The following is a 25,200-nucleotide window of genomic DNA, read 5'->3' as shown; positions in this document are numbered from 1 at the left end:
GCTCACCACCACCCTCGACCGCGGTTTTGTGGCCGGTCTGGCTTATTTTCTGGGCGCCCGCAGGGCCGGTATCGGCGTGGTGCGGGTGGGGTCGGGTGTTCCCGAGCTGCAGTGGGGCACCATCGCGAGCGTAAAACCCGATGCATTGGTATGCGTACCCTCGTTCTTGCTGAAAATGATCGAATTTGCCGAAGCCAACGGCATCGATTACCGGCAAACCAGCATAAAGAAGGCCCTCTGCATCGGTGAGCCCATCCGTAACCCCGACTTCTCGCTCAATGCATTGGCCAGCCGGATAAGTAGCAAGTGGGACATCCAGCTTTTTTCTACCTATGCCTCTACGGAGATGGCCACGGCCTTTACCGAATGCGCTCATGGGGCAGGGGGGCACCACCACCCCGAGCTCCTCATTACCGAGTTTGTGGACGAGGAAGGCCGGCCGGTGGATGAAGGTGAGGCGGGTGAATTGGTTGTTACCACGCTGGGCGTGGAAGGCATGCCGTTGTTGCGCTTTAAAACCGGCGATATCGTGCAGCCCCATTATGCGCCCTGTGCGTGCGGGCGGACCACCCTGCGGCTCGGCCCCGTCATCGGCCGCAAAAACCAGATGGTCAAATACAAAGGCACCACTCTGTATCCGCCGGCGCTGTTCGATTTACTGAACGACATGGAAGAGATTGTGAATTATGTGATTGAAATCGCTTCCGATGAGTTTGGCGAAGACGAAATTACGGTAAAGGTCGGTGCCGGTACAGTATCAGACGAGCTGCTGTTGAAAATCAAGGATCGGTTCCGCGCAAAACTCCGGGTCAGCCCCAAGATTGTTTTTGCATCCATCGACGACATCAACCGGATGAAGTTTCCCGAAAACTCCCGAAAAAGCGTGACGTTGTTCGATCGCCGCAAGCCGCGTTGAGCTCCATAGTTTTCGAAACCCACATACTTATACGCTCATAAGCTCACGTATGAATTGCGTACAGACCGCCTCGGTGGTCGCCCATGAGGTTACCAGCCGAATGGCCGCGTGTTCCCGGTCGATCGGTTGCCAAACGTGGAATAGGTATTTTTCCGCGAGTTTGTCGATAACCCATTTAGGCAATATCGGGAAAAGCTGGTTGGAGCACGGCGGCACGAGAAAGGGATAACCCAGCTTTTCAAGGGCCTGGGCCATGATTTGTGCCTGCGCATTGGCGTGGCCCGCCAACTCGAAGATCAGATTATCGCGGAATAGTTCGCGGAATTGTAGCCCCAACACCCGGCCTTTTGCCAATAAGGCCCCCCGCTGCTTGAGATGGTAGCCAAAGCCGCTCCGCAGTTCGGGGTGGACCATCACCAGCACTTCACCGAATAAGCCGCCGTTCTTGGTGCCGCCAATGGAAAATGCATCAGTGAGTGCCCCAATGTCTGCCAATGTCAGGTCGTTGCCAGCCGCAGTCAGCGCTGCTGGCAGTCGTGCTCCATCGAGGAAAAGGTACCATCCCTGTGTGCGACAGAAGGCGGATAGGGCGGTGAGTTCCACTTTGCTGTATACTGTGCCCAGTTCGGTCGTGTTCGATAGGTACACCATCTTAGGCTGGGTACTGTTGGCGTTGCCCAATTGGGCTACCAGCGGCTCCAGCCGGTCCACGGTTACTTTACCGTCGGTCGTATCGACGATTTCCACGCGGTGCCCGGTCGCCTCAATGGCGCCCGCTTCGTGTCCGTTGATGTGCCCGGTCTGCGCCGCGACGACAGATTGGTAAGGTTTCAGTGCTGCTGCGATGACGACCAGGTTAGCCTGTGTGCCGCCGGATACGAAATGGATGTCGGCATCGTATCCCGGTATCAGTTTAGCAATTGCCGCTCTGGCCTCGATGGAATAGTCATCACGGCCATAGCCGATTTGCTGGATGAGTGCGGTTTCTTCCAGTGCACGCAAGATATTGGGGTGGCAGCCTTCGCTGTAGTCGTCTCTGAAAAAGTGGATAAATGCACTCATCTCCGTTGTTATATGGGTAATTATAATATTTTTCCACTGTCACACGGTGGGAAAAACCCAGGGCGCTCGGTATTGCGGCTTGATATAAGCATCCGCTACGGTATGGTGGAATGATGGCGGGAGTACTATCAAAACAATCCCATCTGCCCGTTGTCGTCCACACGGATGTCATCGGGGTTGGTGATTTCAAAATCGACCTTTGGTTTTGGCTTGGCCGAAGGAGTGCTCGTATCCTCCACCTTTTTTTCTTCCTGTCCAGGCTCCTTTTCCGGTGTTCCTTTTTGAGTTTCCTTTCTTATGCTTTCAGCCTTATCGGCTGGCTTTGGTGCTTTGGGCGCTGGCTTTTCCGCTTCTTTTTGGGTTTTCGGGGCATCCGTAGGTATCGGTTCTTCTTTGGGTATCGGTGTCGCTTTCAATTCGCCTTCGGGCACTGGTGCATTTTCGGGGGTACTTTCCGGTTGGTCCACAGGCGCGGGCGCCGCCGCCATCGGTGTTTCCGTCGCCGGCTCCTCCGCAGTGAGTAACGTTACCTTGGCCACGTCGTGCGAACTCAACCGGTTGCCCTGTGCCTTCATTCCCTTTACATCAATGATGTCAACAAGGTTCTGCTCTACGCTTTCGGCCGTGCGTGATTTCCCCTTGCGGATGTCTACTTGTACGATGGGGGTAGCTGCGTTGGTAATGAGAATCAATTTGGAGCCCGGCTCGTCGTTGATGATCGAGGTGCGCTTGCCGATGGGCAGGTCGTCAAACACGAACCGTTTTACGTAGTAAATGCTCGACTTGCCATCGCGGTGCACCACGCTGTATACCTGTTGGGGGTTGTATTGCTCGATGCGGAGCAACTTGTCGTCAAAGTGGTTGTTCAGGTCGAAGCTTGTCAGCTCGTAAGTGCCGTCGGCCATTACCGTCAGGATCTTGTCGTCGCCGTCAAACTCCCCGAGATACTGGCCGCGACCGTCGGCATTGAGCCGCTTGAGTACATCATCGAACCACACCTTACGGCCAGCTAAGGTGGATACACCCTTGCTTTTCAAGGTGATTTTTTTGATTGGGTATTTGGTAACGATATTGCCCTGCGAACTCCGGCCCTTGATGGCTACCTCTGCAAAATCGATATCGAATTGCAGTTTACGGAGCTTCGACTGCGGCTTGAGTTGTATGCCCACTACCTCAGCCTCGCCATTGGGATTAGCCGTAAAATACTGCACGCGCGATCCTTTCTCGCCTTTGGTGAGGTCGTATTCCTTGTCGCGCGTAACCCCCAATACCGAAAACCGTTTTACATAAGATGTGCCCGTCTTCCCATCGCGGTAAATCAGGTTGTACACGGTACGGTCGTCGCCCTTTTTGAATACGGCCACGTGGATAACGTCTTTGCCCACAAACACTTTATCCTGTACCTTGGTTACTAGGAATTTGCCGTCGTTGCGGAAGACGATGATGTCGTCGAGGTCGGAGCAGTCACCTACGTATTCATCTTTGCGCAGGCCGGTACCGACGAATCCGTCCACACGGTTCACGTATAGCTTTACGTTGGCCAATGCTACTTGGGCTGCCTCGACCCGGTCGAACGCCCGCAGTTCTGTTTTCCGCTCGCGCCCCTTGCCATATTGCTTTTTGAGGCGCTCGAACCATGCGATGGCATAATCCGTGAGATGCCGGAGGTGGTGGCGTACCTTTTTAATCTCTTCCTCTAGCGCCGCCAGTTGTTCATCCGCCTTTTTCACATCAAAGCGGGTGATGCTGCTCATGGGCTTATCAATTAATTTACGGTAATCGTCAGGTAGGATTTCGCGGTAAAACTGGTCGAAAAATGGGGTAAATAGTTTAGTGAGTACCTGCACTACAGTATCGAAGTCGCCCGAGTTTTCGTACTCAGCGTGTTTGTACATCCCCTCTTGGATGAAAATCTTGAGGAGGCTGCTGAAGAATATCTTTTCCTGCAGCTCTCTGAGGCGGATTTCGAGTTCCTGCTTGAGGAGGGCTTTCGTCTGCTTCGTATTGGCAATAAGGATGTCGTTCACACTCATGAAGTGTGGTTTATCACCGCGTATCACACAGGTGTTGGGCGAGATGGACACTTCGCACGAGGTGAATGCATATAGGGCATCGATGGTCATATCGGGCGAGATGCCCGGTGCCAGATGGACGATGATCTCCACGTTTTGCGCCGTATTATCCTCGATTTTCTTGATTTTGATTTTGCCTTTATCGTTGGCGGTAACGATACTGTCGATGAGCCCGCCGGTGGTGGTTCCGTAGGGGATCTCGGTGATGGCGAGTGTTTTTTTGTCGCGCTCTTCGATCTTGGCGCGCACGCGGATTTTGCCGCCACGTTGGCCTTCGTTGTAGGCGGAGCAATCGGCCTGGCCGCCGGTAGGGAAGTCGGGCAATAGATTGGGGCGCCCGCCCTGCAACACCTCGATAGACGCATCGATGAGCTCGATGAAGTTGTGTGGCATGATCTTGGTCGCCAGTCCCACGGCAATCCCCTCCGCTCCTTGGGCCAATAGGAGCGGGAACTTGACGGGCAGGGTAACCGGTTCGCGGTTACGGCCATCGTAGCTGAGCTGCCACTCCGTGGTATCAGGATTGAAAACCACGTCGTTTGCGAATTTGGAGAGACGACCCTCGATGTAGCGCGGTGCAGCGGCCGAATCGCCGGTAATAGGGTCACCCCAGTTGCCTTGTCGGTCGATAAGAAGGTCTTTCTGGCCGATCTGCACCATGGCATCGCCGATGGATGCATCACCGTGCGGGTGGTACTTCATGGTATTACCAATCACGTTGGCCGCCTTATTGAACCGGCCGTCGTCCATCTCCTTCAGCGAATGCAGGATACGCCGTTGTACGGGCTTGAAACCGTCGTTGATGTGGGGCACGGCCCGGTCGAGGATGACGTAGGAAGCGTAGTCCAGGAACCAGTTTTCGTAAAGCCCCGATAGGGGGATGGTTTGGCTGCCGCCGAGTTGATCTGTCGTATCATTGTCCCCGCTGTCGCTGGGTACGGGGTTCGTTTCGTCGCTCATGAAATCGTGTCGCTGTTATCTCCGTTAATCGCGACCCAAACTTAGTCAAAGTTGGTTTTTTTCGCAAGTCTCTTGGTTAAATGGCATACAATTCCTTAAATGTCATTTTTCTGGTTCAGTAAGAAAATTTATACTTGAAAACAAAAAGTACCTTGGAAGAGTCAGCAATAGGCCGATGATAATGGAAACAGGCATACCAGCCGTCGTCCAAGGGAAGATAATGCCCCCATCCGGGGACTAACTTGATTTCGTCTTTATTCCTAAAATCGCCAAGCTGATTATTTATATACGTTTTTCCATTAATCTCGAAAGTCGAGTCCACCGTTGAAACGGAAATGATTTCATTATCGTCCGAAACCCCACCTCTGAACACGACGCCTTCTATAGAAAAAGCAACTTCATCTGCAAAATCTGCTGGTGGCGGAAGGTAAATTTTTCGACCTGTCTTTTCTCCCCTCCAAATCTGGCCGATTTTAGGGAGTTCCTGGGAGATGCCGGTATTTATCATGGATAAAAATGTGATGATCATAATAACGACTCGAGTCCAACCTTTTCCTAAGGTTGCCGCATACTTCGAAAACCAGATAAGTGAAAATTCAAAACTGACCATATTAAAAGACGTAAAGTTGTGTCACAAAAACAATGAACCGGTTTTGATGATAAAGTTAATAATTTTTGTGTTAGCTCGTGGTGTACACTGCCAATCCCGCTGCCTCCAACTTCAGTACGTACCCCCGCCTCCGTAATAACGCCGGCACATCCGCAGAAGCATCTTCCAGCACGACCCACGCCGGAAGGTACTGAACCGCTTGCCAATCGATGTTGGCACTAGGGGACACGATCAGCACGTCATATCCCTCAAATGCATGCATGTCGACAGTGAACCGCAGGGGGTAGCGGTTTACCGTAAACGTATGTTGCGCGGCAGCTACCCGCTCCGCATCAGGATCCCAGCCCGTTACCTGCCGCAGGGCACTGTCGTACACCAACAGGAAATCCAATACACCGTAGCCGCAGCCCAGGTGCAAGAACGTGCCCTTGAGCGGCAACAGCCGCAACAGCCGGTGGTAGCCGTCCTTGCGCTGGTGGAAAACGGCCTTCACCTCCCGCTGGATGGCTTTCGGCTTGTACACGTAGTTGAGCAGAAGTTTCTTCCTGAAGTAGTCTGCCGGCTCCCGCTCGTTGCGCAGTGCCCGGAATTCCTGCTTGAAATACGCGGAAATCTTCTTGGTACGCTCGACATAGCCGGTGCCGAAGGTGGTATCGCTGGGCGTAATCCGCGGCAGGAACTTCATCGTAATCGGCCCCGGCTTGAGCATATTGTCGTTCTTGGGCAATGCATGGACGTTGCCGTGGATCAGCACAGGTTGGATGTCGACCTGGAGCTGCTCCGCGAGGTAGAACGCCCCTTTGTGGAATCGTTGGATAGCGGTGGTGCGCGAGCGTGTGCCCTCGGGGAATACGATGACGGAATAACCCTGGTTGATTTTCATGCGTAGCTTGTCGAGGTCATCGGGCCGGTTACCCGACGCGGGGTGGGCACCCACCATGCGCATGGCACGGCCGAAGAACGGAGAGTGCAACTGGCGGTCGTTCATCATGAATACCTGCATGGGGTGCAAGAGCCCCATGGTAGGCGTATCCAAAATGGATGTGTGATTGGCAATGATGATGGCGGGCGATTGGTGCGCGTCGTCGTTGCGGTCCAGCACAGCCATGTGGATACCCGGCGTACGGTACATGAGGTTGTGGAAAAATAGCTGCAGCACACGGTGGAACGCCCTGAATTTCTTCTTCCTGCTTATAGGTACCATGGGGATGAGCAAGCGCCCCAGAACGCTAACAGCCATTCCCCCAAGGAAGAAATAGCCAAAGGTAAAACCAGTGAGGATGAGGTTGACAAGCCGCCAAGGGGTGTTGCCCTTGGCCTGCGGCCCGCTGATAAACAAGCGGAAAAGATAAGGCTGGATGGAGAACGACATGAGCACCACCACTAACAATCCAATAAGGGGGATGATGGAGATGGAATGGATAGCAGGATGCTTGGCGAAGACCAGGATGCCAAAACAGAGCATGGTGGCAAGCGCGGACATCACGACACCCGATTTATAAGCGGGCATATCTGCTCGGCCGTAGGTGTATTGTTCGAGCAGCCCCTTCGTGACAAAGATGGAATAGTCGACCCCTAGGCCGAAAATCAATGTGGTAATGATGATGTTGAAGGCGTTGAAGTCGATACCGAACAAGCCCATGAGGCCCAACGTAACCAGCCAGCCCAGAAAGATAGGGAGGTTGGTGACGAGCGTGAGCTCCAAGCTGCCGAAAAAGAGGAAGGTAACAATGAAGACGGCGATGGAGGCGATGAAGAAGAGGTTGTTGAAGTCCTTTTCGAGATTGCCCAACAGCGCTTCCTGTACCTGTTTACGGTCGATGGCCACGATGCCGCGGTCGGCATCGGTAAAGGACTGCGTGAGCTGCGTTGCCTGCTCCTCTGCAACCTTCACAATCGTTGTCACCGTGGTGAGTTGGGGACCGTGGCTCATAAAATCGACCAGAAAGAGTGTGTCAAGCAGCTGCTGGTCAGCTTTACCTAATGACGTGAAGGATTGCGATAACGTTTCAAAAAAAGGCTGGAAGAGATTGTCTTTGAAACCCGCACGGGTTCCCTCGGTGCGGAGTTGCTGCACGAGGTACGCTTTCTTGTCGGCCGACCAAAATCGGTTCCAACGTTCGATTTTTGCTAGCTGTTGGGCGGGGGCACTGGCAATGCCGCCAACCGACTGGAAACCCAGGATGGCACCTTCGGCTTCTAAGCGCTCCAATTGCTGGAAAAGTTCGGTATTGCGTGCCAACGCCTCTTCGGTGTCGTAGCCGTAGGCTACGAGGTAAATCGACTTGGCCGCATACTCCATAAGCGAGTCGAGTCGTTGCTCCGACTGCTTGAGGGGTTCGGGCTGATAGTTCAACGTCGCGAGGTTGTCATTGAAGCCGACCTGTCGGAATGTGAACAAACTCATGAGGGTAAGCAAAACACCGATCCCTAATGCCCATTTGTTGCGGCTGAAGTCATACCGTGCAATAGCGTCGATGAACGTGTTTTGGCGCAAGGTCACTTCACGTCGCGGCGAATACACCTGTGGGATGAAAACCAGCGAGAAAAGTGCTGCGCCCAGCACGCTCACGGCGGCGAATATGCCAAGATCCTTCAGTACATCGGAATGGAGGAACAGTAGGCACAGGAAATCGACGGCCGTGAAAATGGCACACATCAGTAACGGTTTGGTGGTGCTTTCAAACAGCCGCTTTACATCGCCGGTACCGCGATAATGGGTGAGGATGTGCAGGGAATAGTCGAGCGTAAGCCCCAATAGTACCGAGCCGATGCCAATGGATATGGCCGATATGGTGCCTTTGAGCCAGTACAGCACCGCGATCGCCAGCAGGCTGCCGAAGGCGGCTGGAAGGATGATGATGAGTGGGATGGTAATCCGTCGATAAAAATAGATGAACAGGGCAATCAGGGCTACCAAGGCGATGGATAACGTATTGCGGATGTCGTGTTTGATCTGCTGGGCATTGGCTACGGCCATGGCGGTAGCCCCGAAGTATTCGGCGGTGGCGCGACCTTCAAAGGCGGTGTTCAACCCGGTGATGGTGCTGTCGAGGATGCGGACGAACTCGGTGTTCCGGGCGGTTTCGCTGGCCCCGGCGCTGGTAGAAATGAACGCAAGCAGGTTGTTACCCCCACCTGCAAGCAGATACCCGTCGTCAAGAGTGATTCCATCGTCCGATTGCAACCGTTGGAATTTGCGGAGCCCCATGGAGGCAAGGCCTAGCGGGTCCTGCCGGAGCATCGGCGCCGTAACGAAGCTTTGCGGAGCGGTGATGGCCCGGTAAGTACGGGCCACGATGGACGCTATCGAGTCGGGCTGTAGCAATGAATCGATGCGGTGGTAGTCGTTTTCATCGAGGAAGAGCGGTAGGTTATCCGACACCAGCGCCAAGAGCTCGGAAAGCTGATCGTCTCCGAGCCGCACCTGCAGTCGTTGGATATAAGGAGCAGCTGCTCCTCCGATGACTGTTGCGAAGCTATCGGCATATGCTTTGAGTGCGGTGACGTCGCCCTTTTCCGAAGCGGCGATGTTGATGACTATCTTGTCAGCAAAATTAGCCGAATTCAGCACTTCGGTCACGTGCGCGGCATCGTCCCCGGTAGGAATAAGCTTCGTGATATCTTCTTCAAACCGGATTCTACTGGCCCAGTACGCGATCACGATGAACACCAGAGGCATGGAGACAAAGAACACGGCTCGATGCTTCTTCAGGTAGTTATATATGGAATAAAAGAATGAGGCCAACTGCACGCAATTTGTCTCGGCAAAGGTAGGAGATTTATCGCAATGGCGTATGATAAGATAGCGGGGGCGAACAAATCGGCAATAGGGCTGGTCGGATGCAGCGCAAAGTTGATTGGATTTGACGCAAAGTAAATTTGATGTGTGATGAAGTTGATTGGATGCGTGGTAAAGTTGATTGGATGCGTGGTAAAGTTGATTTGATTTGCGACAGAGTTGATCTGATTTGTTGATTTATCTCAAATCAAATCAGATTTCGGAAATAATTGACCAATTTAAGTTGGTAATCAGAAAGTTAGGTATTTTTCTTTGGTAAGAAAATACGCTGAGGTGTCAAATCGTGCCAAAAATACCACAGCCTTGTGTGAGTTCTGGTACGATTCTCCACCATCGGGGCAGCGAATAACCCGATCGTTGATACCCACCTCGTGGGTGATTATTGTATTTTCGGGGGGTGGTGGCTACGCCAAGTCAGCACGAAATAGCTTGCCAAACCGAATATACCGGCGCCGGTGGTAGCCAATATCGTGCTCCCCAAAAGATATTCCGTGAGGTGCTGTCGGATAAACGGTCGGTACGTGTCGATTTCCTGCCAGTTAAAAGCGGTCTCGGTTGGCGACCCCACCACGAAGGAACCTATTTGAATACATGCATAGATGATGAACGGAATAAGGGGGGGGATACTGACATTCGAAAAAGCGAAAGCAATGAGTTTATTGAGGCGTAAGACTACGGCCAGAAACAACACGATAATCGTCTGGAAGCCCCAGAACGGCGACAATCCGATCCATACGCCCAAAGCCACGGACGAAGCCTTTTTCCAGGCGGGATCATCGCTGTGCAATAGGTCTTCAAAGAAAAAACGCCGAAACCCTTTCTTCCGGAAGGTCCGGAAATAGTCGCGCGGCCGGATATAAAGTAATGTAACCAGCACCAGCCACGTGTTGAGGATGCTGATGCGGGTGAAATCGCGGAATGGCCGGAAGTGCGACACGCGTTCCGTAGGGTCATACAACACCCTGATGGGCACATTGCGCACCGGTATGCCACGCCAAGCTGCCTTGACGATGACTTCGATCTCAAACTCGAACTTGGAGGTATAGAAACGGATATTCCGCAGGGCGTTGAGTGGGTATAGCCGGAAGCCTGATTGCGTGTCGGATAACGAAATGCCGGTTTCGAAACGGAACCAGAAATTGGAAAAACGGTTGCCGAAGCTGCTCTTTCCAGGGATGCCATCGCGCTCCATATTGCGGTCGCCAATCAGCAACGCCATGCCCTCGGTCTCAATAGCGCGAACGAATATGGGAATGTCATCGGGGAAATGCTGGCCGTCCGAGTCGATGGTTATGGCGTAGTCGAACCCCTGCGCCTCCGCCTCCCGGAAGCCAGTGCGCAGGGCGTGGCCCTTGCCTTTATTGTGTGGCAGGTGGATGGCGGTGATGTCGGTATATGCGGCCAGGATGCTCGGCGTGTCATCGGTGGACCCGTCGTTAACGACGATGATCCGCACCGTATATTGCCTGACGCCATCCAGCACCCGCGCCAGCGTTTTGGCGTTGTTGTAGGTGGGAATGATTACACAGCCATCGATGGAAGCGAGTACCTCGTTACTGGTCATTCAGGTTCATTCTTTCAGTCGGTTGAAAACGTATCGAAATACCCGTTGATCATGGCTTTCAATCCTGCGTCTTCCAGTGCGGGCAATGCCTGTTGGATGAATAGCCGATCATCTTCAATGTTGGCATTGTATTTCAGAAACTTGGGCAGGTGTTCTTGCACACTGAGCCGAATAAGCCTGATCTCTGCATTATCCGGATCGTCGGCAACGGCCTGCTCGATCCAGGTGATAGCTTCCTTTACTTTCGGCCCCCGGTCGGTCAGTTTTTCGTAGCGGGCCAGCAGCATGAGTCCAGCACCTTTGTAAGCTACCCGTACCGGCTGGTCATTTTTGGTCACCTTGGCCAATGGGCCGTAAAATGCTTGTGCTTGCTCTTTCGATTGGGTCGCATTCCGATAAAGCAGCCGAAGCGTATCGAGGTCTTGAGCACCGGCGATCACGGTGTAGGATAGAAGTAGGATGAGCGAAAACAGCTTCTTCATAACCTAAACTTTTTGGAAAATACCACTGAATTTAAGGGCTGTGGTGTCTTCAAATGATGTCGTGCTCTTGATGGAAAGCAACCCATCTTCCTCTTCAACATCCAATTCGACCTGAATGTTTGGATGTTGTATGGGATTGATGATAGCCATGAACTTGACGTTCCGTGCCTTTTTCAACATCAATGGAGATGCCGCCCACTTTTCCGCCAGTTCCTTGATGATTTGCATCATGCATACGCCGGGCGTTACCGGGTTGCCGGGGAAATGGCCTTGAAACACCGAATGGCTACCATTGAGTGAAATCGATGCCGATACCTTGGCCCCATCTGTGGTAAAGGCAATGACCGAATAAAAATCCTGTAACAGCGACATAAGGAGCAAAAGTAAAAAAGAACCGGAATATAAGTGGATTTTTGTTAATATTGAAAGATTCACGATGACAAGCGTATGAAATTCCTGAAAATTTGCTTATTTTTAATGGCATCCCCGCTGATGATATTTGCCCAACATATCCGTTTACTTACCGGCACGTATACCCAGAGCGGTAAAAGTGTAGGTATGTATGTGTATGATTTTGACCTTGAAACCGGCGACGCCACGCTGGTAAGCAGCATGGTATCCGAAAACCCGTCATTTTTGGCGCTGAGTGCGGACGGAACGCATGTTTATGCCGTAAATGAGAACGGCGAGGGGAAAGGGGCGATGAGTGCCTATGCTTACGACAACGAGACCGGTAAGTTGACGTTCCTAAACCGGCAGCTAACGTTGGGTGATCACCCCTGCCATGTGGCGACCAACCGAGCGGGCACCCATGTTATCGTCTCCAACTATTCAGGGGGTAGCGTTAGCGTGTTCCCTATTGGCCCGTCGGGAAGTTTGGGCGGTTTGGTGCAGCAAATTCACCACCAGGGTAGCGGTCCCGACCCGCAACGGCAGTTGGCTCCGCATGTACATTCTGCTTTTTTCAATCCAGACGAAACACAATTGTTTGTACAGGATCTGGGCACCGATAAGTTGCATATCTACGATTTCCGGCCGGAGGAAGCCAGTGAGCCATTGGCAGTCGCGGCGCAGCCTTTCATTTCAGCTACGCCCGGTGGTGGCCCGCGTCACATAACGTTGTCGGCCGATGGCCGATTTATTTATTTGGTGCAGGAGATGGCTGCCACGGTGGTGGTTTACCAACAGCGCGAGAAGAGCTGGGAGGCCATTCAGGAGGTGTCGATAAACGAAGCGGATTTCACCGGCGCGGATGGCGCGGCGGATATCAAGCTATCGCCCGATGGTCAATTCCTTTACGCATCCAACCGCGGCGATGCCCATACGCTGGCGATTTATGGGGTGGATACAGCTTCGGGCAAATTGACCAAGATCGGAAACCAGTCAGTGCTGGGCCGTGGGCCGCGGAACTTTGCCTTGTCGCCCGATGGGAAATACCTGCTGGTGGCCAACCAACAATCCGATGAGGTGGTTGTCTTTGAACGGGATACCGCCACAGGGTTGCTTGCGGATACGGGCAAACGGATAAACGTCGGATCGCCGGTTTGTCTGGTTTTTGCTGATCTGTGAACCTGTGAAATGGTTGGTCTGAAGCGCGGAAAGTCACATGCGTACATGTTTACAATCTCATTCTCCCGCAGATTCACCACTATCGAGTTCATGCGTCTCTTCATCATACTTGCCGGCCAGGTCATCTTGGCCAGTACCTTCCCACTGATCTGTCTTGATTAGGTAAGCGGTACGCGCGACGAGGTGGGCGGCTACGGGGGCAGTGAGTATCAGGAAAAAGATAATGGCCAGTGCTTTCGTGGTGACGGACACTTCCTCCGGAAAATAAAAGGCTGCGCTTAGCAGCAACAATCCGCCACCCAATGTAGCGGCCTTTACCGTAACGGATAATCGCAGGTAAAAATCGGGCATCCTTAAAATACCGACTGCGGCGATGAGAATGGCGAGTGCCCCTATGGTGCAGAGCACGCCGATGATGATATCTATCATTTCCGCCCCCTTTTTTCAATGTAATAGGAAAACGCGATCGTGCCTAGAAAGGCTATGAGGGCCAAGATCATGGCCACGTCGATCAGTGTCGATTTGCCGGTACTGATACTATAAACGGTGATGACACTGATGCCGATGGTAATGAGTAGATCTAACGCGATGACGCGGTCTACGATGTCGGGCCCCTTGAAGAGCCGGACAAATACCAACAGCAGTGATACCGCTAGTATCGGTAAAATCACATAATCAATGTAACTGTCTAATGTCATCGGATAATTTCCAATAGTCTTCGCTCAACGCGTTCTTTAATCTGTTCGATAAAATCTTCCCTACTTTTCATGTACATCGCATGGATGTAGATGGCCTTCCGGTCTTTACTCACGTCAATCACCAGTGTGCCCGGCGTTAACGCAATCATCGTGGAAAGCATGTTGATCTCGAAATCGCTCTTTGCTTCCATGGGATACCTGACGATACCGGGCTTCATGAAGAATTTCGGCGTCACCACATCGTAGGCTACTTGGATATTGGCTTTCACCATTTCATAAATAAAATACAAAACGAACCCGATGATTTTAGGAACCCGGTTGAAATACCGCTGGTCAGTTTCGTTACGGTTCATCAGCCACAGGAGGAAAAAACCGATGGCAAATCCGAACAAGAAATTCGAGTAATATAATACCCCTGTCAAAGCGACCCAGGTAAAGGCGAGTAATAGGTTCATTAAAAAATGCTTAACCATAGCTGTACCTTTTACGGTGATTCATTCGTTCCCAAAACTGCATCGATGTAAGGCGTGGTGTCTTTCATCTCACCTGCAATATGCCGGGCCACTGCCGTGATGTTTTCGGCGCCCAGTCCAATGTAAAGCGTGATGCCGGCCAGAAAAACAATAGGTGCCACGAGCAGCGATTTCCGGGAGGGACTTAACTGCTGGAAATCATCTCTAGACACCGTCTCACCTTTCACCGTCGGCCGGTCTTTCCAAAAGACCTTGGCCCACATCATGGAGATAACATACAAGGTAGCAAAGCTACCGATAATGATGGTCGCTATCAAAGTATACTGGTGATCCATAAAGCCAGCTTCGAATAAATGGATTTTGGGCCAGAAACCCGATAGCGGCGGGATACCTACTAAAGAGAAGAGCACGATGGCCATGACCAGCGATAAAAGTGGGTACTGGGCGTACAGGCCACCAAGCTTATCCATGTTCATCGTGCCCCGAAGCTTTCGGATAAGCCCGGCAATAAGGAATATGTTGGTTTTGACCATGATATCGTGGAATAGGTAAAACAATGCGCCGGTGAGGGCAACCTCCGAATACATGCCCAAGCCACCCACCATGAACCCGATATGGCACACAATGAGGTATGAAAACATGCGCCGGATGTTATTTTTGATGATAGCACCGAAAGCACCGGTGAGGATGGTAAAGATGGCGATGCCGATGAGCAAGGTGCGAGTGAATTCATCGGGGATGAAAATGAGCGTAAACATCCGGAAAAGGGCATAGATGCCTACCTTGGTGAGCAAACCACCAAAGATGGCCGCTACGGCCGAGGGTGGGGTGTGGTATGACGAGGGTAGCCAGAAATAAAGCGGGAATACTGCCGATTTGATGCCGAAGCCGATGATGAAAAACATCGCAGTGATGTTTGCCAAGGTCTGGTTTTCCAATGCTGCCACCTTGAGCGACAGGTCGGCCATATTGAGTGTGCCCGTGATGCCGTACAGGATGGCGATGCCGGTAAGGAAAAACGTGGAAGCCAGGATATTCATGGCCATGTACTTTACCGAACCCTCGATTTGCGCTTTGCGACCACCGAGGGTCATCAATACAAATGACGCGATGATGATGACCTCAAACCACACGTAGAGATTGAAGATATCGCCCGTAAGGAAAGCGCCATTCAGTCCCATCAACAGGAAATGGAAGATAGGGAAATAACCGTATATAATGCGGCTGCGCGCAATACCGGTAGCTGAGAAGACGGAAACGGCGAGACCCGAAAAGGAGGTGAGGAGCACCATGCTACTACTGAATACATCGGCTACGAACGTGATGCCGAAGGGCGAATCCCAACCGGCGGCTTGCATGGTGAGGATGCCGCCTCGCCACACGGTGCTGAATAGCCGGATAGCCACCAGCATGCCGATGGCGCTTCCGGCGATGCTGATGATGCGGTGGGCAACGGTTTTGCGCCAAAAAAACAACAGCAGGATGGCGGTGAACAGGTGGACAACAACGGGAAAAACAATGGTGTTATCGATCATATATCTTCTTCTTCCGGCGTATTCAAATCATCAAGGTCGTCCGAATTGACCAACACATACACCCGCTTTAACAAAACGATGGCAAAGGACTGGATACCGAAACCGATAACGATGGCCGTTAATATCAAGGCTTGTGGAACGGGGTCGGCATAAATATCGGTGAATAACTTGGCTGCGCTATCGATGACCGGTGGCTTGCCCTTCGTAATGTTCCCCAACAGGAAAATCAAGAGGTTGGCACCGTTGCCCAACAGGGTGATGCCGATGAGTAGCTTAACCATACTACGCCGGAGGAGCATGAATATGCCACCGGCATATAGTACGGCAATCAGTATGATAAATACGATTTCCATGGTTACTCGCTATATTGGGCAATGGTAAACAAGATGGTAAGGACCACGCCGATGACAACCAAGTACACCCCCAGGTCGAAAAAAAGGGCCGAGCCTATCATGCCGATCACCGGGAATGGCTCATTGAACCATAGACCGGTCATCACGGGCTCGCCACCGAGCATGGGCGCAAACATGCTGAGTGCCGCCAACCCAAGACCCAGGGGGATAAACGCATTCGGGTGGGTGCGAAGCAGCTTGAGTGTGGCCGCATTGCCGTGGGTGAAACTATGGAGAACAAAGGCAATGGCCGCAATAAGTCCGCCCACAAAACCACCACCCGGATGGTAGTGCCCCCGCAGTAAGATAAATATCGAGAAAAGCAGCAAAATGGGTAGCAGGTAACTGGATGCGGTTTTTAAGATGGAACTGTTCATATCATTCTTTCTCCGTTGCTTTAAGTCGTAATTTCAATAAACTGACCACGCCGATGGCGGCGATGCTCAACACCACGATTTCAAACATGGTGTCGAGTCCCCGGAAATCGACCAAGATAACGTTGACGACGTTCTTTCCTTTCGCCAGCGTGTATGCATTATCGCCATAGAATTTGCTGACCTCCTGGTCAACGGGTTGGTTCAACACCTGTATGGCAATCAGGGCGATAATGAGGCCGAATGACGACGCTACCAGTCCATCGCGCAGCCGGATGCCGCTATTGGCGAAATTGAGGAACGGGGGCAGCCGGAACAACACCAACACGAATAATACCACGGTGAGCGTATCGATACTAAATTGGGTCATGGCCAAATCGGGGGCGCTGTAAAAGACGAACAGCAGGCACACGCAGTAGCCGAGCACGCTGGTGGCCACCACCACGGTGAGGCGCGAAGCCGCCGTGACCGTGATATATACGGCGGCGATGAGGATGGCGGCCACCACCACTTCGTAGATGGTTACCGGCGAGATGCGTTCGAGGGTAAATTGTATTGGCCCGCCGATACCCAGCCTTAACGCGAACAATACGACAGCCACCACGATGATACGCAACAGGTACACACGGAGGTAACCGTTGTGTAAGGTACGGGTGTACCGGATGGCTATTTTTCGGGCAAATCGTGCCAGTTGACCAATGATATGCTTGGGCGCTACTACATTGTAGCGCTCAATGCCGGCTAGACTGCCCGCCGAAGGCCGCCGGGTAACGTACAGGACTGTGCCCAACAGGAGCGTGATACCACTCAACAGCAATACCAGGTTGAAGCCATGCCAAAGTTTCAGCGGCGAATCGATTTCCGATTGGTGCATCGCTTGGGCCGCCGGATTGAGTAGGGCTGCATCGGCCAGCGAGGGAGCGCAGCCGAAAATAATGCCTAACAGCGCCAGCAGCAGCGGAGCACCCCACATCAAGCCATGAGGTAGGTGTGCATGGCTGTACCGCTCGGGTAGTGTGCCCGTGAATGGTTTGATGCCCGCCATAAACCCCGCGCATAGCAGGAAAACGTTGGTTAAAACCGCCAATGCGGTGAGCGCCACGGTTAAGATTCCTTTGGTATGCAAGGTGGCCTCATAAATGAGGTCCTTGCCGATAAAGCCGAAGGTGAGCGGTAAGCCGGCGCTTGACAGTGCAGCGAGAATTCCTGCGATGGCAAGCGGCATCAGCACCTTGCGAAGGCCCGAAAGCTGTGTGATGTCACGCGTACCCGTTTCATGGTCAATGGCGCCTGCCGTTAAGAAAAGCGATGCTTTATATAGCGCGTGCACCAGAATAAAAACCGATGCGGCCAGTAGCGACTCGGTGGTGGCGATGCCGATGAGAAAGACCAGCATGCCTAAAGCCGCAATAGTGGAATACGCTAAAATCGACTTGAGGTCCGTCCGGAAGATGGAATGGAAGGCGCTGTATAGCATGGTGATGCCACCGACGGCGACAAGTGGGTACATCCACAGGTCGGTGCCGCCCAGCACGGGCTGGAGCCTGGCGAGGAGGTATACCCCCGCTTTGACCATGGTGGCCGAATGTAAGTAGGCCGACACCGGCGTGGGTGCTTTCATAGCCCCCGGTAACCAAAAGTGGAATGGGAACTGGGCTGATTTCGTGAAAGCGCCGGCAAAGACCAGCAGCAGGATCAGCCCATAGAGGGCATGGCTTTTCAGGTGCGCGTTGGTGGCCAACATCTCTTGGATGGAGTAGCTGCCCGACAGATGACCCATCAGGATCAATCCCGCCATGAGGAGGAACCCCCCACCGCCAGTAACGCCCAATGCGATCAACGAGCTTTTGCGTGATGCGGCATTGGCGTTGTTGAACCCGATGAGAAAAAACGAACTGATGCTAGTGAGCTCCCAGAAGATGAAAAGCAGCAATACATTGTCCGATAATACCACACCCAGCATGGCCGCCATAAAGAGGCTGAGGTATGCATAGAACCGATCGAGATACCGGTGGCCCTTGAGATACGGTGCCGCGTAGAGAAATACCAGCGATCCGATGCCCGTAATCAACAAGCTAAATAATAGGGAAAGGCCATCCAGATGGAAGTCGAAATTGACGCCCAATGAAGGTGCCCACGGTTGATGGAAATGAAAGTCTTGACCGGCCTGGATCGCTGGAATGAAGCCCGCAAAATAAGCGAATAAACTGATAGGCAGCAGCGAGGAACATATGGCCAACCGACCCTTTAGGTATTTACCAAATGGAATATATAAGATGGAAACAATTAGGCCCGCAAGTACCGCTATCAGCATCAATCATCGTCGTTTAATCCGTGCTCTCCGAGGGTACTAAAATATATAAATTTACGTAAGAAGATTGTATTAAAGTTGAAATAGTTGAAGGTTCTTCTTAATATTGGCTGTTCTCAAACACCTTATATGTAAACGGACAACAGATGAAAATAACGATATTAGATGGATACCCATTGAATCCGGGCGACTTGGATTGGGAATACCTGGAAAAATATGGGGACCTGACCATACACGAGCGTACCACTGCCGCCGAGGTGGTCGAACGGGCGGCCGGTGCGACGGCCTTACTGACCAATAAGGTGTCGCTGGGTGCCGACGTGCTGCGCCAACTACCCGACCTGAAATATATTGGTGTATTGGCTACAGGATATAACATCATCGACACGGTCTATGCTAAAGAACGCGGTATTGTGGTAACCCATGTGCCGGGTTATAGCACCCGGTCGGTGGCGCAATTGACGTTTGCCCTTCTGCTGGAACTCTGCCACCACGTACAACGGCATAGCGATCGGGTGAAGGAAGGCAAATGGTCGCAGTCGCCCGATTTCAGCTTTTGGGACTATCCATTGGTGGAACTAGGGGGAAAGACCATCGGCATCGTCGGATTTGGTGATATCGGCAAACAAGTGGCGGACATCGCCACGGCATTTGGTATGCGGGTGATGGCCAACAGCCGTACGGAGACGGACCAATCGCATCGGGCCAATTTCCGTTGGGTGGGGTTGGACGAACTTCTGGAACAGTCTGACGTGGTGAGCCTGCATTGCCCGCTGACACCGCAAACGCAAGGGTTGGTAAACGCCGATACCCTGTCTTTGATGAAAGCGAGTGCGTTTTTGCTGAATACCTCGCGAGGGCCGTTGGTAGAGGAGGAGAGCCTCGTTGCCGCGTTGAATGCCGGTAAGCTGGCCGGTGCGGGGTTGGACGTATTAGCGGTGGAGCCACCTAAAGCCAATAACCCATTGTTTGGCGCGAAAAACTGTTTGGTGACCCCGCATATTGCCTGGGCTACAAAAGAGGCCCGTGCCCGGCTGATGGGTGCCGTCGACGAAAACCTGAAGGCCTACTTGGCGGGGCAGCCCATCAATGTAGTCAATCCATAAGTGATGCACATCCTTATTGCTCCCAATGCTTTTAAACACGCAGTTGATGCGGCCACGGCGGCAGAAGCCATCCAGCGAGGGCTGCAGGCCAGCCGGCTATCCTGCACCAGCGCGTGTTTTCCGATAGGCGATGGCGGCAACGGCACCTGCCGATTGGTCATCGATCGCTTGCAGGGCGAGCTGGTGGAGGTACGGGCGTTGGATCCGTTGGGCCGACATTTAACGGCCGCATTCGGATTCGTTGGCGACAGGAAGATGGCCGTCGTGGAGATGGCCGATGCTTCGGGATTACATCTGTTGGAATCCATGGAACGGGATCCGTTGCATGCCCATTCGTACGGAACGGGCCAACTGATCCGTGCTGCGTTAGACCTTGGTGCCGAGGAGATTATCATTGGCATGGGCGGGTCGGCGACGGTAGATGGCGGCAGTGGCATGCTTCGGGCCCTTGGCGCACGATTTCTCGACAGGGCAGGGAAGGAGATTACGGATTTGCCGGCCGGGCTGGAAGCGTTGCATACGATTGACCTGTCTGGCTTGGATGGGCGGCTGCGAGAGGTACGGGTAATCGTGCTTTGTGACGTAGATAATCCGCTGCTGGGCCAAAACGGGGCAGCTCAGGTATTCGGGCCGCAGAAAGGCGCGTCTCCCGAACAGGTGAAACAATTGGATAACTTGTTGGCCCGATACGTTTCCGTAATACAGGACATTACAGGGAAAGATATGGCTACCCGACGTTTTGGCGGGGTGGCTGGCGGCGCCAGTGCTGGGCTCGCAGCGTTGTTGGGGGCAACGTTGGTCGATGGCATCGACTACTTCTTCGAATTGACCCAATTTGATGCCGCTCTGTCCAAAAGCCACTTGGTAATTACCGGTGAAGGGAGCATAGACAGCCAAACGCTGCAAGGCAAAGGACCTTATGGTGTTGCCCGTCGTGCTAAGCGGTTGGGCCTGCCGGTGATTGGACTGGCGGGTAATATACCTGTTTCGGTAAGCGCCGAGCTTGCCGCGTATTTCGACATATTGTTGGCTATTGGCAACCAACCGTCGCCGCTGAATGACGCGCTGGCCGCCACTGCCGATAACTTGACCCGAACCGCTACGCAATTAGGGAACTTGCTGGCTGTTTCGCCCTGAATTTTTATGTTTGTAGGAAATCCATTAACATTGCTAATTAAAGATACTAAAATGAAGAAAAGCCCATTGTTCTTATTGATGTTGTGTTTGTTGTGTCTTTTTGGGGTGGGTAGCTATGCCCAAGAAACGCAATATAAACCACCAATATTGAGTAACCCCGATTCTTGGTCGCTGGTGCTGATACCCGACCCGCAAAGTTATGTGAAATTTGAACGCAATCAAGGTGTACTCGAACTGATGACAGGTTGGATTAGTGAGCAAATCGAACCATTGAATATCGGGATGGTGCTTTGTACGGGCGATTTGGTGGAGCACAACGACTGGCTCAACCCAAATGGCACGCAGGCCAACCAGCCGGGTAAGCAACAATGGGAAGCCGTGGCGCGTGCTTTTGGGCGACTGGATGGGAAAGTCCCGTATGTAGCAGCAACCGGTAACCACGACTATGGTGTGAAAAGCATTGAGTATCGCCGGACAAATTATAACCAATATTTTCCGGTAGATAAGAACCCCTTAGCACAAAAGCTGCTTCGCGACGTTGGAATAGACAACGACGGCTATCCTTCACTCACGAATGCCACCTATGAGTTTACATCACCCCACGGACGGCAGTTTCTCGTAATGGTGCTGGAATTCGCGCCGCGCGATACCGTGTTACAATGGGCACTCCAAACCGTCAATCAGGAACGCTATGCCGAGCACACCGTGATTTTACTTACCCACTCATACCTCAACTCGGCAAGCGAGCATATCGTGAAGGAGGGTTATCCGATTACCGATGGTAATTATGGTGCCGCCATATGGGAGAAGCTGGTGAAACCTTCAAAAAACATCCAGTTGGTATTTAGTGGCCATATCGGCAAGCCAGATGATATACTGGGCCATATCGGTTTCCGTACGGATACCAACGCCGGTGGCAAAAAGGTACAGCAAATGGTGTTTAATGCGCAGGCACTAGGAGGCGGTTGGCATGGTAATGGCGGCGACGGCTGGTTGCGTTACCTGGAATTCCTTCCCGATGGTAAGACGGTGAAGGTGAAGACATTTTCACCTTTATTTGCCATATCACCTGCCACGCGGCACTTGGCTTGGCGTACGGCCGAATACGACGAGTTTTCGTTTGCGTTGGACTAACAAGTATAGAAACGGAACGCGGATGGCGCGGACCTAGCAGATTCCTACGGATAATCCGTGCTTATCGGCTAAATCTATGCCATCCGTGTTCGTTTAACGGTTACCCTCTTAGCTTCTCCGCACCTTTCTTGATTTCTTCAACCACGGCTGGGTCGAGCAAGGTGGTGATATCTCCTAAATTAGAGGTGTCGCCCTCCGCTATTTTCCGCAGGATACGGCGCATGATTTTGCCTGATCTTGTCTTCGGCAGGCCACTGACGAACTGTATTTTATCGGGCTTAGCAATGGCTCCGATGATACGGCTGACCGTTTGGTTGATGTCCTGGCGGGTAAGGTCCTCATCCACATGATGGCTGGAAGCGATGACGTAGGCATATATGCCTTGGCCCTTCACGGGATGGGGATATCCCACGATAGCGGATTCGACGACATCACTGTGCATATTGATGGCATTTTCCAGCTCGGCCGTACCAATGCGGTGGCCCGATACATTCAATACATCGTCCACCCTACCTGTAATGCGATAGTAGCCATCTTCGTTGCGTAGGCAACCATCGCCCGTGAAATACATGTTTTCGTAGGTAGAGAAATAGGTTTGCCGGCAGCGCTCATGGTCCCCATAGGTTGTTCGGATCATGCCGGGCCACGGAAACTTGATGCACAGGTTGCCACTGACGTCGTTGCCTTCCAACTCCTTTCCGTTTTCGTCTACCAAGACCGGCTGAATGCCCGGGAGTGGGAGCATGGCGAAACTGGGAATGGTGGGGGTGACGCCTGCAATAGGAGAGATAAGGATGCCTCCATTTTCAGTCTGCCACCACGTATCGACAATAGGCGCCTCCCTCTTCCCGATTTTTTCATTGTACCAATTCCAAGCTTCTTCATTGATAGGCTCACCAACACTGCCTAACTTACGGATGCTGCTGAGGTCTTTTCCGTCGACATATTCATCACCGGCAGCCATCAGGGAGCGGATGGCAGTAGGGGCCGTATATAGGATGTTTACTTTATGTTTTTCAACGATATCCCAAAAACGTCCCGCATCGGGCCATGTAGGTATGCCCTCGAACATCAATGAGGTGGCACCTTGCGACAGTGGACCGTAGATGATGTACGAGTGGCCCGTAATCCAACCGATGTCGGCCGTACAGAAATACACCTCATCGGGCTGGTATTGGAATACATTGGAAAAAGTGTAGCCAGTGTAAACCATGTACCCTCCGCAGGTATGCACCACGCCTTTTGGCTTACCTGTTGAACCAGATGTGTAGAGGATGAACAACATATCCTCGGCATCCATCTCCTCAGCGGGGCAGCTGGGGTTACCCTGGGTTTCTACTTTGGTTATTTCGTCTTCCCACCATACATCGCGCCCTTTAATCATGGAAACAGGCGTCCGGGTGCGAGTGAGCACGATGACACGGTCTACCGATTTGCATTGCACTAACGCATCATCCACGATGTTTTTAAGTTCGATGGTTTTCGTGCCACGGAATCCGCCGTCAGAAGTGATGACCAGTTTGCACTCGGTATCGTTAATACGGTCGGCGATGGATTGTGCTGAAAAGCCGCCGAAGACTACCGAATGGATGGCACCGATACGGGCACATGCCAGCACGGCGATGACCAACTCGGGCACCATGGGTAGGTAAATACACACCCGATCGCCCTTCCGTACCCCGTTATTTTTCAGTACATTGGAAAATTGCTCTACTTTCTCGAGAAGTTGCTTGTAGGTCAGCACCCGGTGGGCTTCATTAGGATCGTTGGGCTCCCAGATAATGGCTGGCTTATCGCCCAGTTGATAGATGTGGCGGTCCAAGCAATTTTCGGTGATATTCAGCTTGGCGCCCTCAAACCATTTGATGGAAGGTTCCCTGAAATTCCAGTTCAATACGTTATTCCACTTGCGTCGCCAATAGAAATGATCGGCAATCCCTGCCCAGAATTCTTCAGGTTTTTCTACACTGTCTCGGTAAACCTGTTGATATTCGTCAAATGATTTGATTTGTAAATCCATATTTAGTTTAACTTTTTTGTGTTATTTTGTCGGACAATAAATTGGCCTATTCGGTGTATAGAGCGGGCTAATTTACATACTTTTTATAAAAAAGCGAATTTTCTGCCCTTGCTGCCAAATTACAATCGACGGTTTCTCGATACCTTGCTCTTCAGCAATGTGTTTATCGCCTGTTGCGCCGTGGCACAGGGGGGGATGACATACATTTTGCTGTCGCTACCTGTGGATTACGTGGTGCTGGCTATCTTGGGATGTGCAACGCTGGCGCTGTATAACTTCAGCATGATCTTGGCACGGCCGCAGCATCCCGAGAAATCTCCTTTCCGACGCGTACGGTGGGTATTCAGGCACGAGCGGTCGCTATGGGTGTGGACCGGCGTGGCGTTGGTCACGGCCTTTGTGCTCGGCTTACGATTGCACATACCATCATTTGTATTGCTGGGGGCGATGGGCGTTATGGGCGTGGCCTATAACCTACCCATTGTGCGGGTGGCTGGCAAGGGGCGCCGGGCAGGTCTGCGACAGATAACCGGATTGAAGCTGTTTTACATCGGCTTGGTGTGGGTGATGAGTAGCGTGCTGCTCCCCGTGGCAGAAGCTTACCACGACACCCTCACCATCGTATGGCCCCATGTATGGGAACTCATGGCATGGGTGTTCCTGTTTGTGGTGGCGATTACCATTCCGTTTGATATCCGAGATATTTACCAGGACCGGTATTACGGATTGAAAACCATCCCCGTTTTGTTTGGCGAACAGAAGGCATTGGTGCTTTCCACGATATTGCTGGCGGGGCAGATGGTGTGGGTGTGGTTCAGCGATTATCCATTGGACGTCCGGTTGGCGTTGATTGTCGCGTCAGGCCTATGCCTTTCCTTTATTTTAGTGCCGCCCATCAAAAAGAATGAGTATTATTATTTTCTCTTTCTGGATGGAACGATGCTTATCCAGTTCCTTGCCGTTTGGATGGCTTCCTAAATACC

At 52.3% G+C, this 25,200-nt stretch carries 21 protein-coding genes; 6 read left to right on the top strand and 15 right to left on the bottom strand.

Features of this window, described 5'->3' with window-relative positions; translation table 11 throughout:
* On the top strand, positions 1 to 916 hold a 916-nt coding region (locus tag ACO1NT_RS07845), incomplete at its 5' end, for a phenylacetate--CoA ligase family protein (RefSeq protein WP_449047977.1).
* 27 nt (positions 917 to 943) lie between these two features.
* On the opposite strand, the gene ACO1NT_RS07840 is transcribed toward ACO1NT_RS07845, so the two are convergent.
* The 7 genes from ACO1NT_RS07840 to ACO1NT_RS07810 form a co-directional block, all read right to left on the bottom strand.
* Positions 944 to 1,978, bottom strand: coding sequence for a threonine aldolase family protein (locus tag ACO1NT_RS07840; protein WP_449047974.1), 1,035 nt, complete (start codon positions 1,976 to 1,978; stop codon positions 944 to 946).
* 128 nt (positions 1,979 to 2,106) lie between these two features.
* Positions 2,107 to 5,010, bottom strand: a complete 2,904-nt coding sequence (locus ACO1NT_RS07835) for a DNA gyrase/topoisomerase IV subunit A (protein ID WP_449047973.1) — start codon at positions 5,008 to 5,010, stop codon at positions 2,107 to 2,109.
* Positions 5,011 to 5,125: 115 nt separating this feature from the next.
* The gene (locus tag ACO1NT_RS07830; RefSeq protein ID WP_449047972.1) at positions 5,126 to 5,620 is read right to left on the bottom strand and encodes a hypothetical protein; all 495 of its coding nucleotides are present in this window, start codon (positions 5,618 to 5,620) and stop codon (positions 5,126 to 5,128) included.
* A gap of 70 nt (positions 5,621 to 5,690) precedes the next feature.
* Positions 5,691 to 9,368 (bottom strand): 1-acyl-sn-glycerol-3-phosphate acyltransferase, encoded by a 3,678-nt coding sequence (locus ACO1NT_RS07825; RefSeq protein ID WP_449047971.1) that lies wholly within the window; start codon positions 9,366 to 9,368, stop codon positions 5,691 to 5,693.
* A 433-nt stretch (positions 9,369 to 9,801) separates the two neighbouring features.
* Complete coding sequence (locus ACO1NT_RS07820) at positions 9,802 to 10,986, bottom strand: DUF2062 domain-containing protein (RefSeq protein ID WP_449047970.1); 1,185 nt, start codon at positions 10,984 to 10,986, stop codon at positions 9,802 to 9,804.
* 14 nt (positions 10,987 to 11,000) lie between these two features.
* Complete coding sequence (locus tag ACO1NT_RS07815) at positions 11,001 to 11,468, bottom strand: hypothetical protein (protein ID WP_449047969.1); 468 nt, start codon at positions 11,466 to 11,468, stop codon at positions 11,001 to 11,003.
* 3 nt (positions 11,469 to 11,471) lie between these two features.
* A complete protein-coding gene (locus ACO1NT_RS07810) occupies positions 11,472 to 11,840 on the bottom strand; it encodes a hypothetical protein (protein ID WP_449047967.1) in 369 nt (122 codons plus the stop codon).
* 75 nt (positions 11,841 to 11,915) lie between these two features.
* On the opposite strand from ACO1NT_RS07810, the gene ACO1NT_RS07805 reads away from it, so the two are divergent.
* Positions 11,916 to 13,037, top strand: a complete 1,122-nt coding sequence (locus tag ACO1NT_RS07805; RefSeq protein WP_449047965.1) for a lactonase family protein — start codon at positions 11,916 to 11,918, stop codon at positions 13,035 to 13,037.
* A 57-nt stretch (positions 13,038 to 13,094) separates the two neighbouring features.
* Here ACO1NT_RS07805 and mnhG read toward each other — a convergent pair whose 3' ends face one another.
* Genes mnhG through ACO1NT_RS07770 form a run of 7 tightly spaced genes read right to left on the bottom strand, consistent with a single transcriptional unit; the run spans position 13,095 to position 18,823 of the window.
* Positions 13,095 to 13,466, bottom strand: a complete 372-nt coding sequence (mnhG, locus tag ACO1NT_RS07800; RefSeq protein WP_449047964.1) for a monovalent cation/H(+) antiporter subunit G — start codon at positions 13,464 to 13,466, stop codon at positions 13,095 to 13,097.
* On the bottom strand, positions 13,463 to 13,735 hold the full coding sequence (locus ACO1NT_RS07795) for a cation:proton antiporter (RefSeq protein ID WP_449047962.1): 273 nt from the start codon (positions 13,733 to 13,735) through the stop codon (positions 13,463 to 13,465). The genes mnhG and ACO1NT_RS07795 overlap by 4 nt, the downstream gene beginning before the upstream one ends.
* Positions 13,732 to 14,208: a Na+/H+ antiporter subunit E gene (locus tag ACO1NT_RS07790; RefSeq protein WP_449047961.1), complete on the bottom strand. Its 477-nt coding sequence runs from the start codon at positions 14,206 to 14,208 to the stop codon at positions 13,732 to 13,734. The genes ACO1NT_RS07795 and ACO1NT_RS07790 overlap by 4 nt, the downstream gene beginning before the upstream one ends.
* 11 nt (positions 14,209 to 14,219) lie before the next feature.
* Positions 14,220 to 15,743, bottom strand: a complete 1,524-nt coding sequence (locus tag ACO1NT_RS07785; RefSeq protein ID WP_449047960.1) for a proton-conducting transporter transmembrane domain-containing protein — start codon at positions 15,741 to 15,743, stop codon at positions 14,220 to 14,222.
* Entirely contained in the window at positions 15,740 to 16,096 is a 357-nt protein-coding gene (locus tag ACO1NT_RS07780) for a Na+/H+ antiporter subunit C (RefSeq protein ID WP_449047959.1), read from the bottom strand. Before ACO1NT_RS07780 ends, ACO1NT_RS07785 begins: the two co-directional genes overlap by 4 nt.
* 2 nt (positions 16,097 to 16,098) lie before the next feature.
* A complete protein-coding gene (locus tag ACO1NT_RS07775; protein ID WP_449047958.1) occupies positions 16,099 to 16,512 on the bottom strand; it encodes a Na+/H+ antiporter subunit B in 414 nt (137 codons plus the stop codon).
* Position 16,513: 1 nt separating this feature from the next.
* A complete protein-coding gene (locus ACO1NT_RS07770; protein ID WP_449047956.1) occupies positions 16,514 to 18,823 on the bottom strand; it encodes a putative monovalent cation/H+ antiporter subunit A in 2,310 nt (769 codons plus the stop codon).
* Positions 18,824 to 18,966: 143 nt separating this feature from the next.
* Here ACO1NT_RS07770 and ACO1NT_RS07765 point away from each other — a divergent pair, with 143 nt between their 5' ends.
* From ACO1NT_RS07765 to ACO1NT_RS07755, 3 genes are read left to right on the top strand one after another with little or no spacing between them, the layout of a single operon-like run.
* Positions 18,967 to 19,926, top strand: coding sequence for a D-2-hydroxyacid dehydrogenase (locus ACO1NT_RS07765; RefSeq protein ID WP_449047955.1), 960 nt, complete (start codon positions 18,967 to 18,969; stop codon positions 19,924 to 19,926).
* A 3-nt stretch (positions 19,927 to 19,929) separates the two neighbouring features.
* Positions 19,930 to 21,063: a glycerate kinase gene (locus ACO1NT_RS07760; protein ID WP_449047953.1), complete on the top strand. Its 1,134-nt coding sequence runs from the start codon at positions 19,930 to 19,932 to the stop codon at positions 21,061 to 21,063.
* 51 nt (positions 21,064 to 21,114) lie between these two features.
* Complete coding sequence (locus ACO1NT_RS07755) at positions 21,115 to 22,197, top strand: metallophosphoesterase (RefSeq protein ID WP_449047952.1); 1,083 nt, start codon at positions 21,115 to 21,117, stop codon at positions 22,195 to 22,197.
* Between the two features lie 100 nt (positions 22,198 to 22,297).
* On the opposite strand, the gene acs is transcribed toward ACO1NT_RS07755, so the two are convergent.
* On the bottom strand, positions 22,298 to 24,217 hold the full coding sequence (acs, locus tag ACO1NT_RS07750; RefSeq protein WP_449047950.1) for an acetate--CoA ligase: 1,920 nt from the start codon (positions 24,215 to 24,217) through the stop codon (positions 22,298 to 22,300).
* A 108-nt stretch (positions 24,218 to 24,325) separates the two neighbouring features.
* Here acs and ACO1NT_RS07745 point away from each other — a divergent pair, with 108 nt between their 5' ends.
* Positions 24,326 to 25,195, top strand: a complete 870-nt coding sequence (locus ACO1NT_RS07745; protein WP_449047949.1) for a UbiA family prenyltransferase — start codon at positions 24,326 to 24,328, stop codon at positions 25,193 to 25,195.
* Positions 25,196 to 25,200 lie beyond the last annotated feature (5 nt).

It is taken from the genome of Parapedobacter sp. (genome assembly GCF_053550995.1).
Note: the sequence above shows the minus strand (reverse complement) of the source record. Positions and strands in the feature narration are given on the sequence as shown.

Excerpts from the sequence above, each read along its gene's own strand:
- ACO1NT_RS07840 (WP_449047974.1), bottom strand. The coding sequence starts at position 1,978 with ATGAGTGCATTTATCCACTTTTTCAGAGACGACTACAGCGAAGGCTGC.
- ACO1NT_RS07835 (WP_449047973.1), bottom strand. The coding sequence starts at position 5,010 with ATGAGCGACGAAACGAACCCCGTACCCAGCGACAGCGGGGACAATGAT.
- ACO1NT_RS07830 (WP_449047972.1), bottom strand. The coding sequence starts at position 5,620 with ATGGTCAGTTTTGAATTTTCACTTATCTGGTTTTCGAAGTATGCGGCA.
- ACO1NT_RS07820 (WP_449047970.1), bottom strand. The coding sequence starts at position 10,986 with ATGACCAGTAACGAGGTACTCGCTTCCATCGATGGCTGTGTAATCATT.
- ACO1NT_RS07815 (WP_449047969.1), bottom strand. The coding sequence starts at position 11,468 with ATGAAGAAGCTGTTTTCGCTCATCCTACTTCTATCCTACACCGTGATC.
- ACO1NT_RS07810 (WP_449047967.1), bottom strand. The coding sequence starts at position 11,840 with ATGTCGCTGTTACAGGATTTTTATTCGGTCATTGCCTTTACCACAGAT.
- ACO1NT_RS07805 (WP_449047965.1), top strand. The coding sequence starts at position 11,916 with ATGAAATTCCTGAAAATTTGCTTATTTTTAATGGCATCCCCGCTGATG.
- mnhG (WP_449047964.1), bottom strand. The coding sequence starts at position 13,466 with ATGATAGATATCATCATCGGCGTGCTCTGCACCATAGGGGCACTCGCC.
- ACO1NT_RS07795 (WP_449047962.1), bottom strand. The coding sequence starts at position 13,735 with ATGACATTAGACAGTTACATTGATTATGTGATTTTACCGATACTAGCG.
- ACO1NT_RS07790 (WP_449047961.1), bottom strand. The coding sequence starts at position 14,208 with ATGGTTAAGCATTTTTTAATGAACCTATTACTCGCCTTTACCTGGGTC.
- ACO1NT_RS07785 (WP_449047960.1), bottom strand. The coding sequence starts at position 15,743 with ATGATCGATAACACCATTGTTTTTCCCGTTGTTGTCCACCTGTTCACC.
- ACO1NT_RS07780 (WP_449047959.1), bottom strand. The coding sequence starts at position 16,096 with ATGGAAATCGTATTTATCATACTGATTGCCGTACTATATGCCGGTGGC.
- ACO1NT_RS07775 (WP_449047958.1), bottom strand. The coding sequence starts at position 16,512 with ATGAACAGTTCCATCTTAAAAACCGCATCCAGTTACCTGCTACCCATT.
- ACO1NT_RS07770 (WP_449047956.1), bottom strand. The coding sequence starts at position 18,823 with ATGCTGATAGCGGTACTTGCGGGCCTAATTGTTTCCATCTTATATATT.
- ACO1NT_RS07765 (WP_449047955.1), top strand. The coding sequence starts at position 18,967 with ATGAAAATAACGATATTAGATGGATACCCATTGAATCCGGGCGACTTG.
- ACO1NT_RS07760 (WP_449047953.1), top strand. The coding sequence starts at position 19,930 with ATGCACATCCTTATTGCTCCCAATGCTTTTAAACACGCAGTTGATGCG.
- ACO1NT_RS07755 (WP_449047952.1), top strand. The coding sequence starts at position 21,115 with ATGAAGAAAAGCCCATTGTTCTTATTGATGTTGTGTTTGTTGTGTCTT.
- acs (WP_449047950.1), bottom strand. The coding sequence starts at position 24,217 with ATGGATTTACAAATCAAATCATTTGACGAATATCAACAGGTTTACCGA.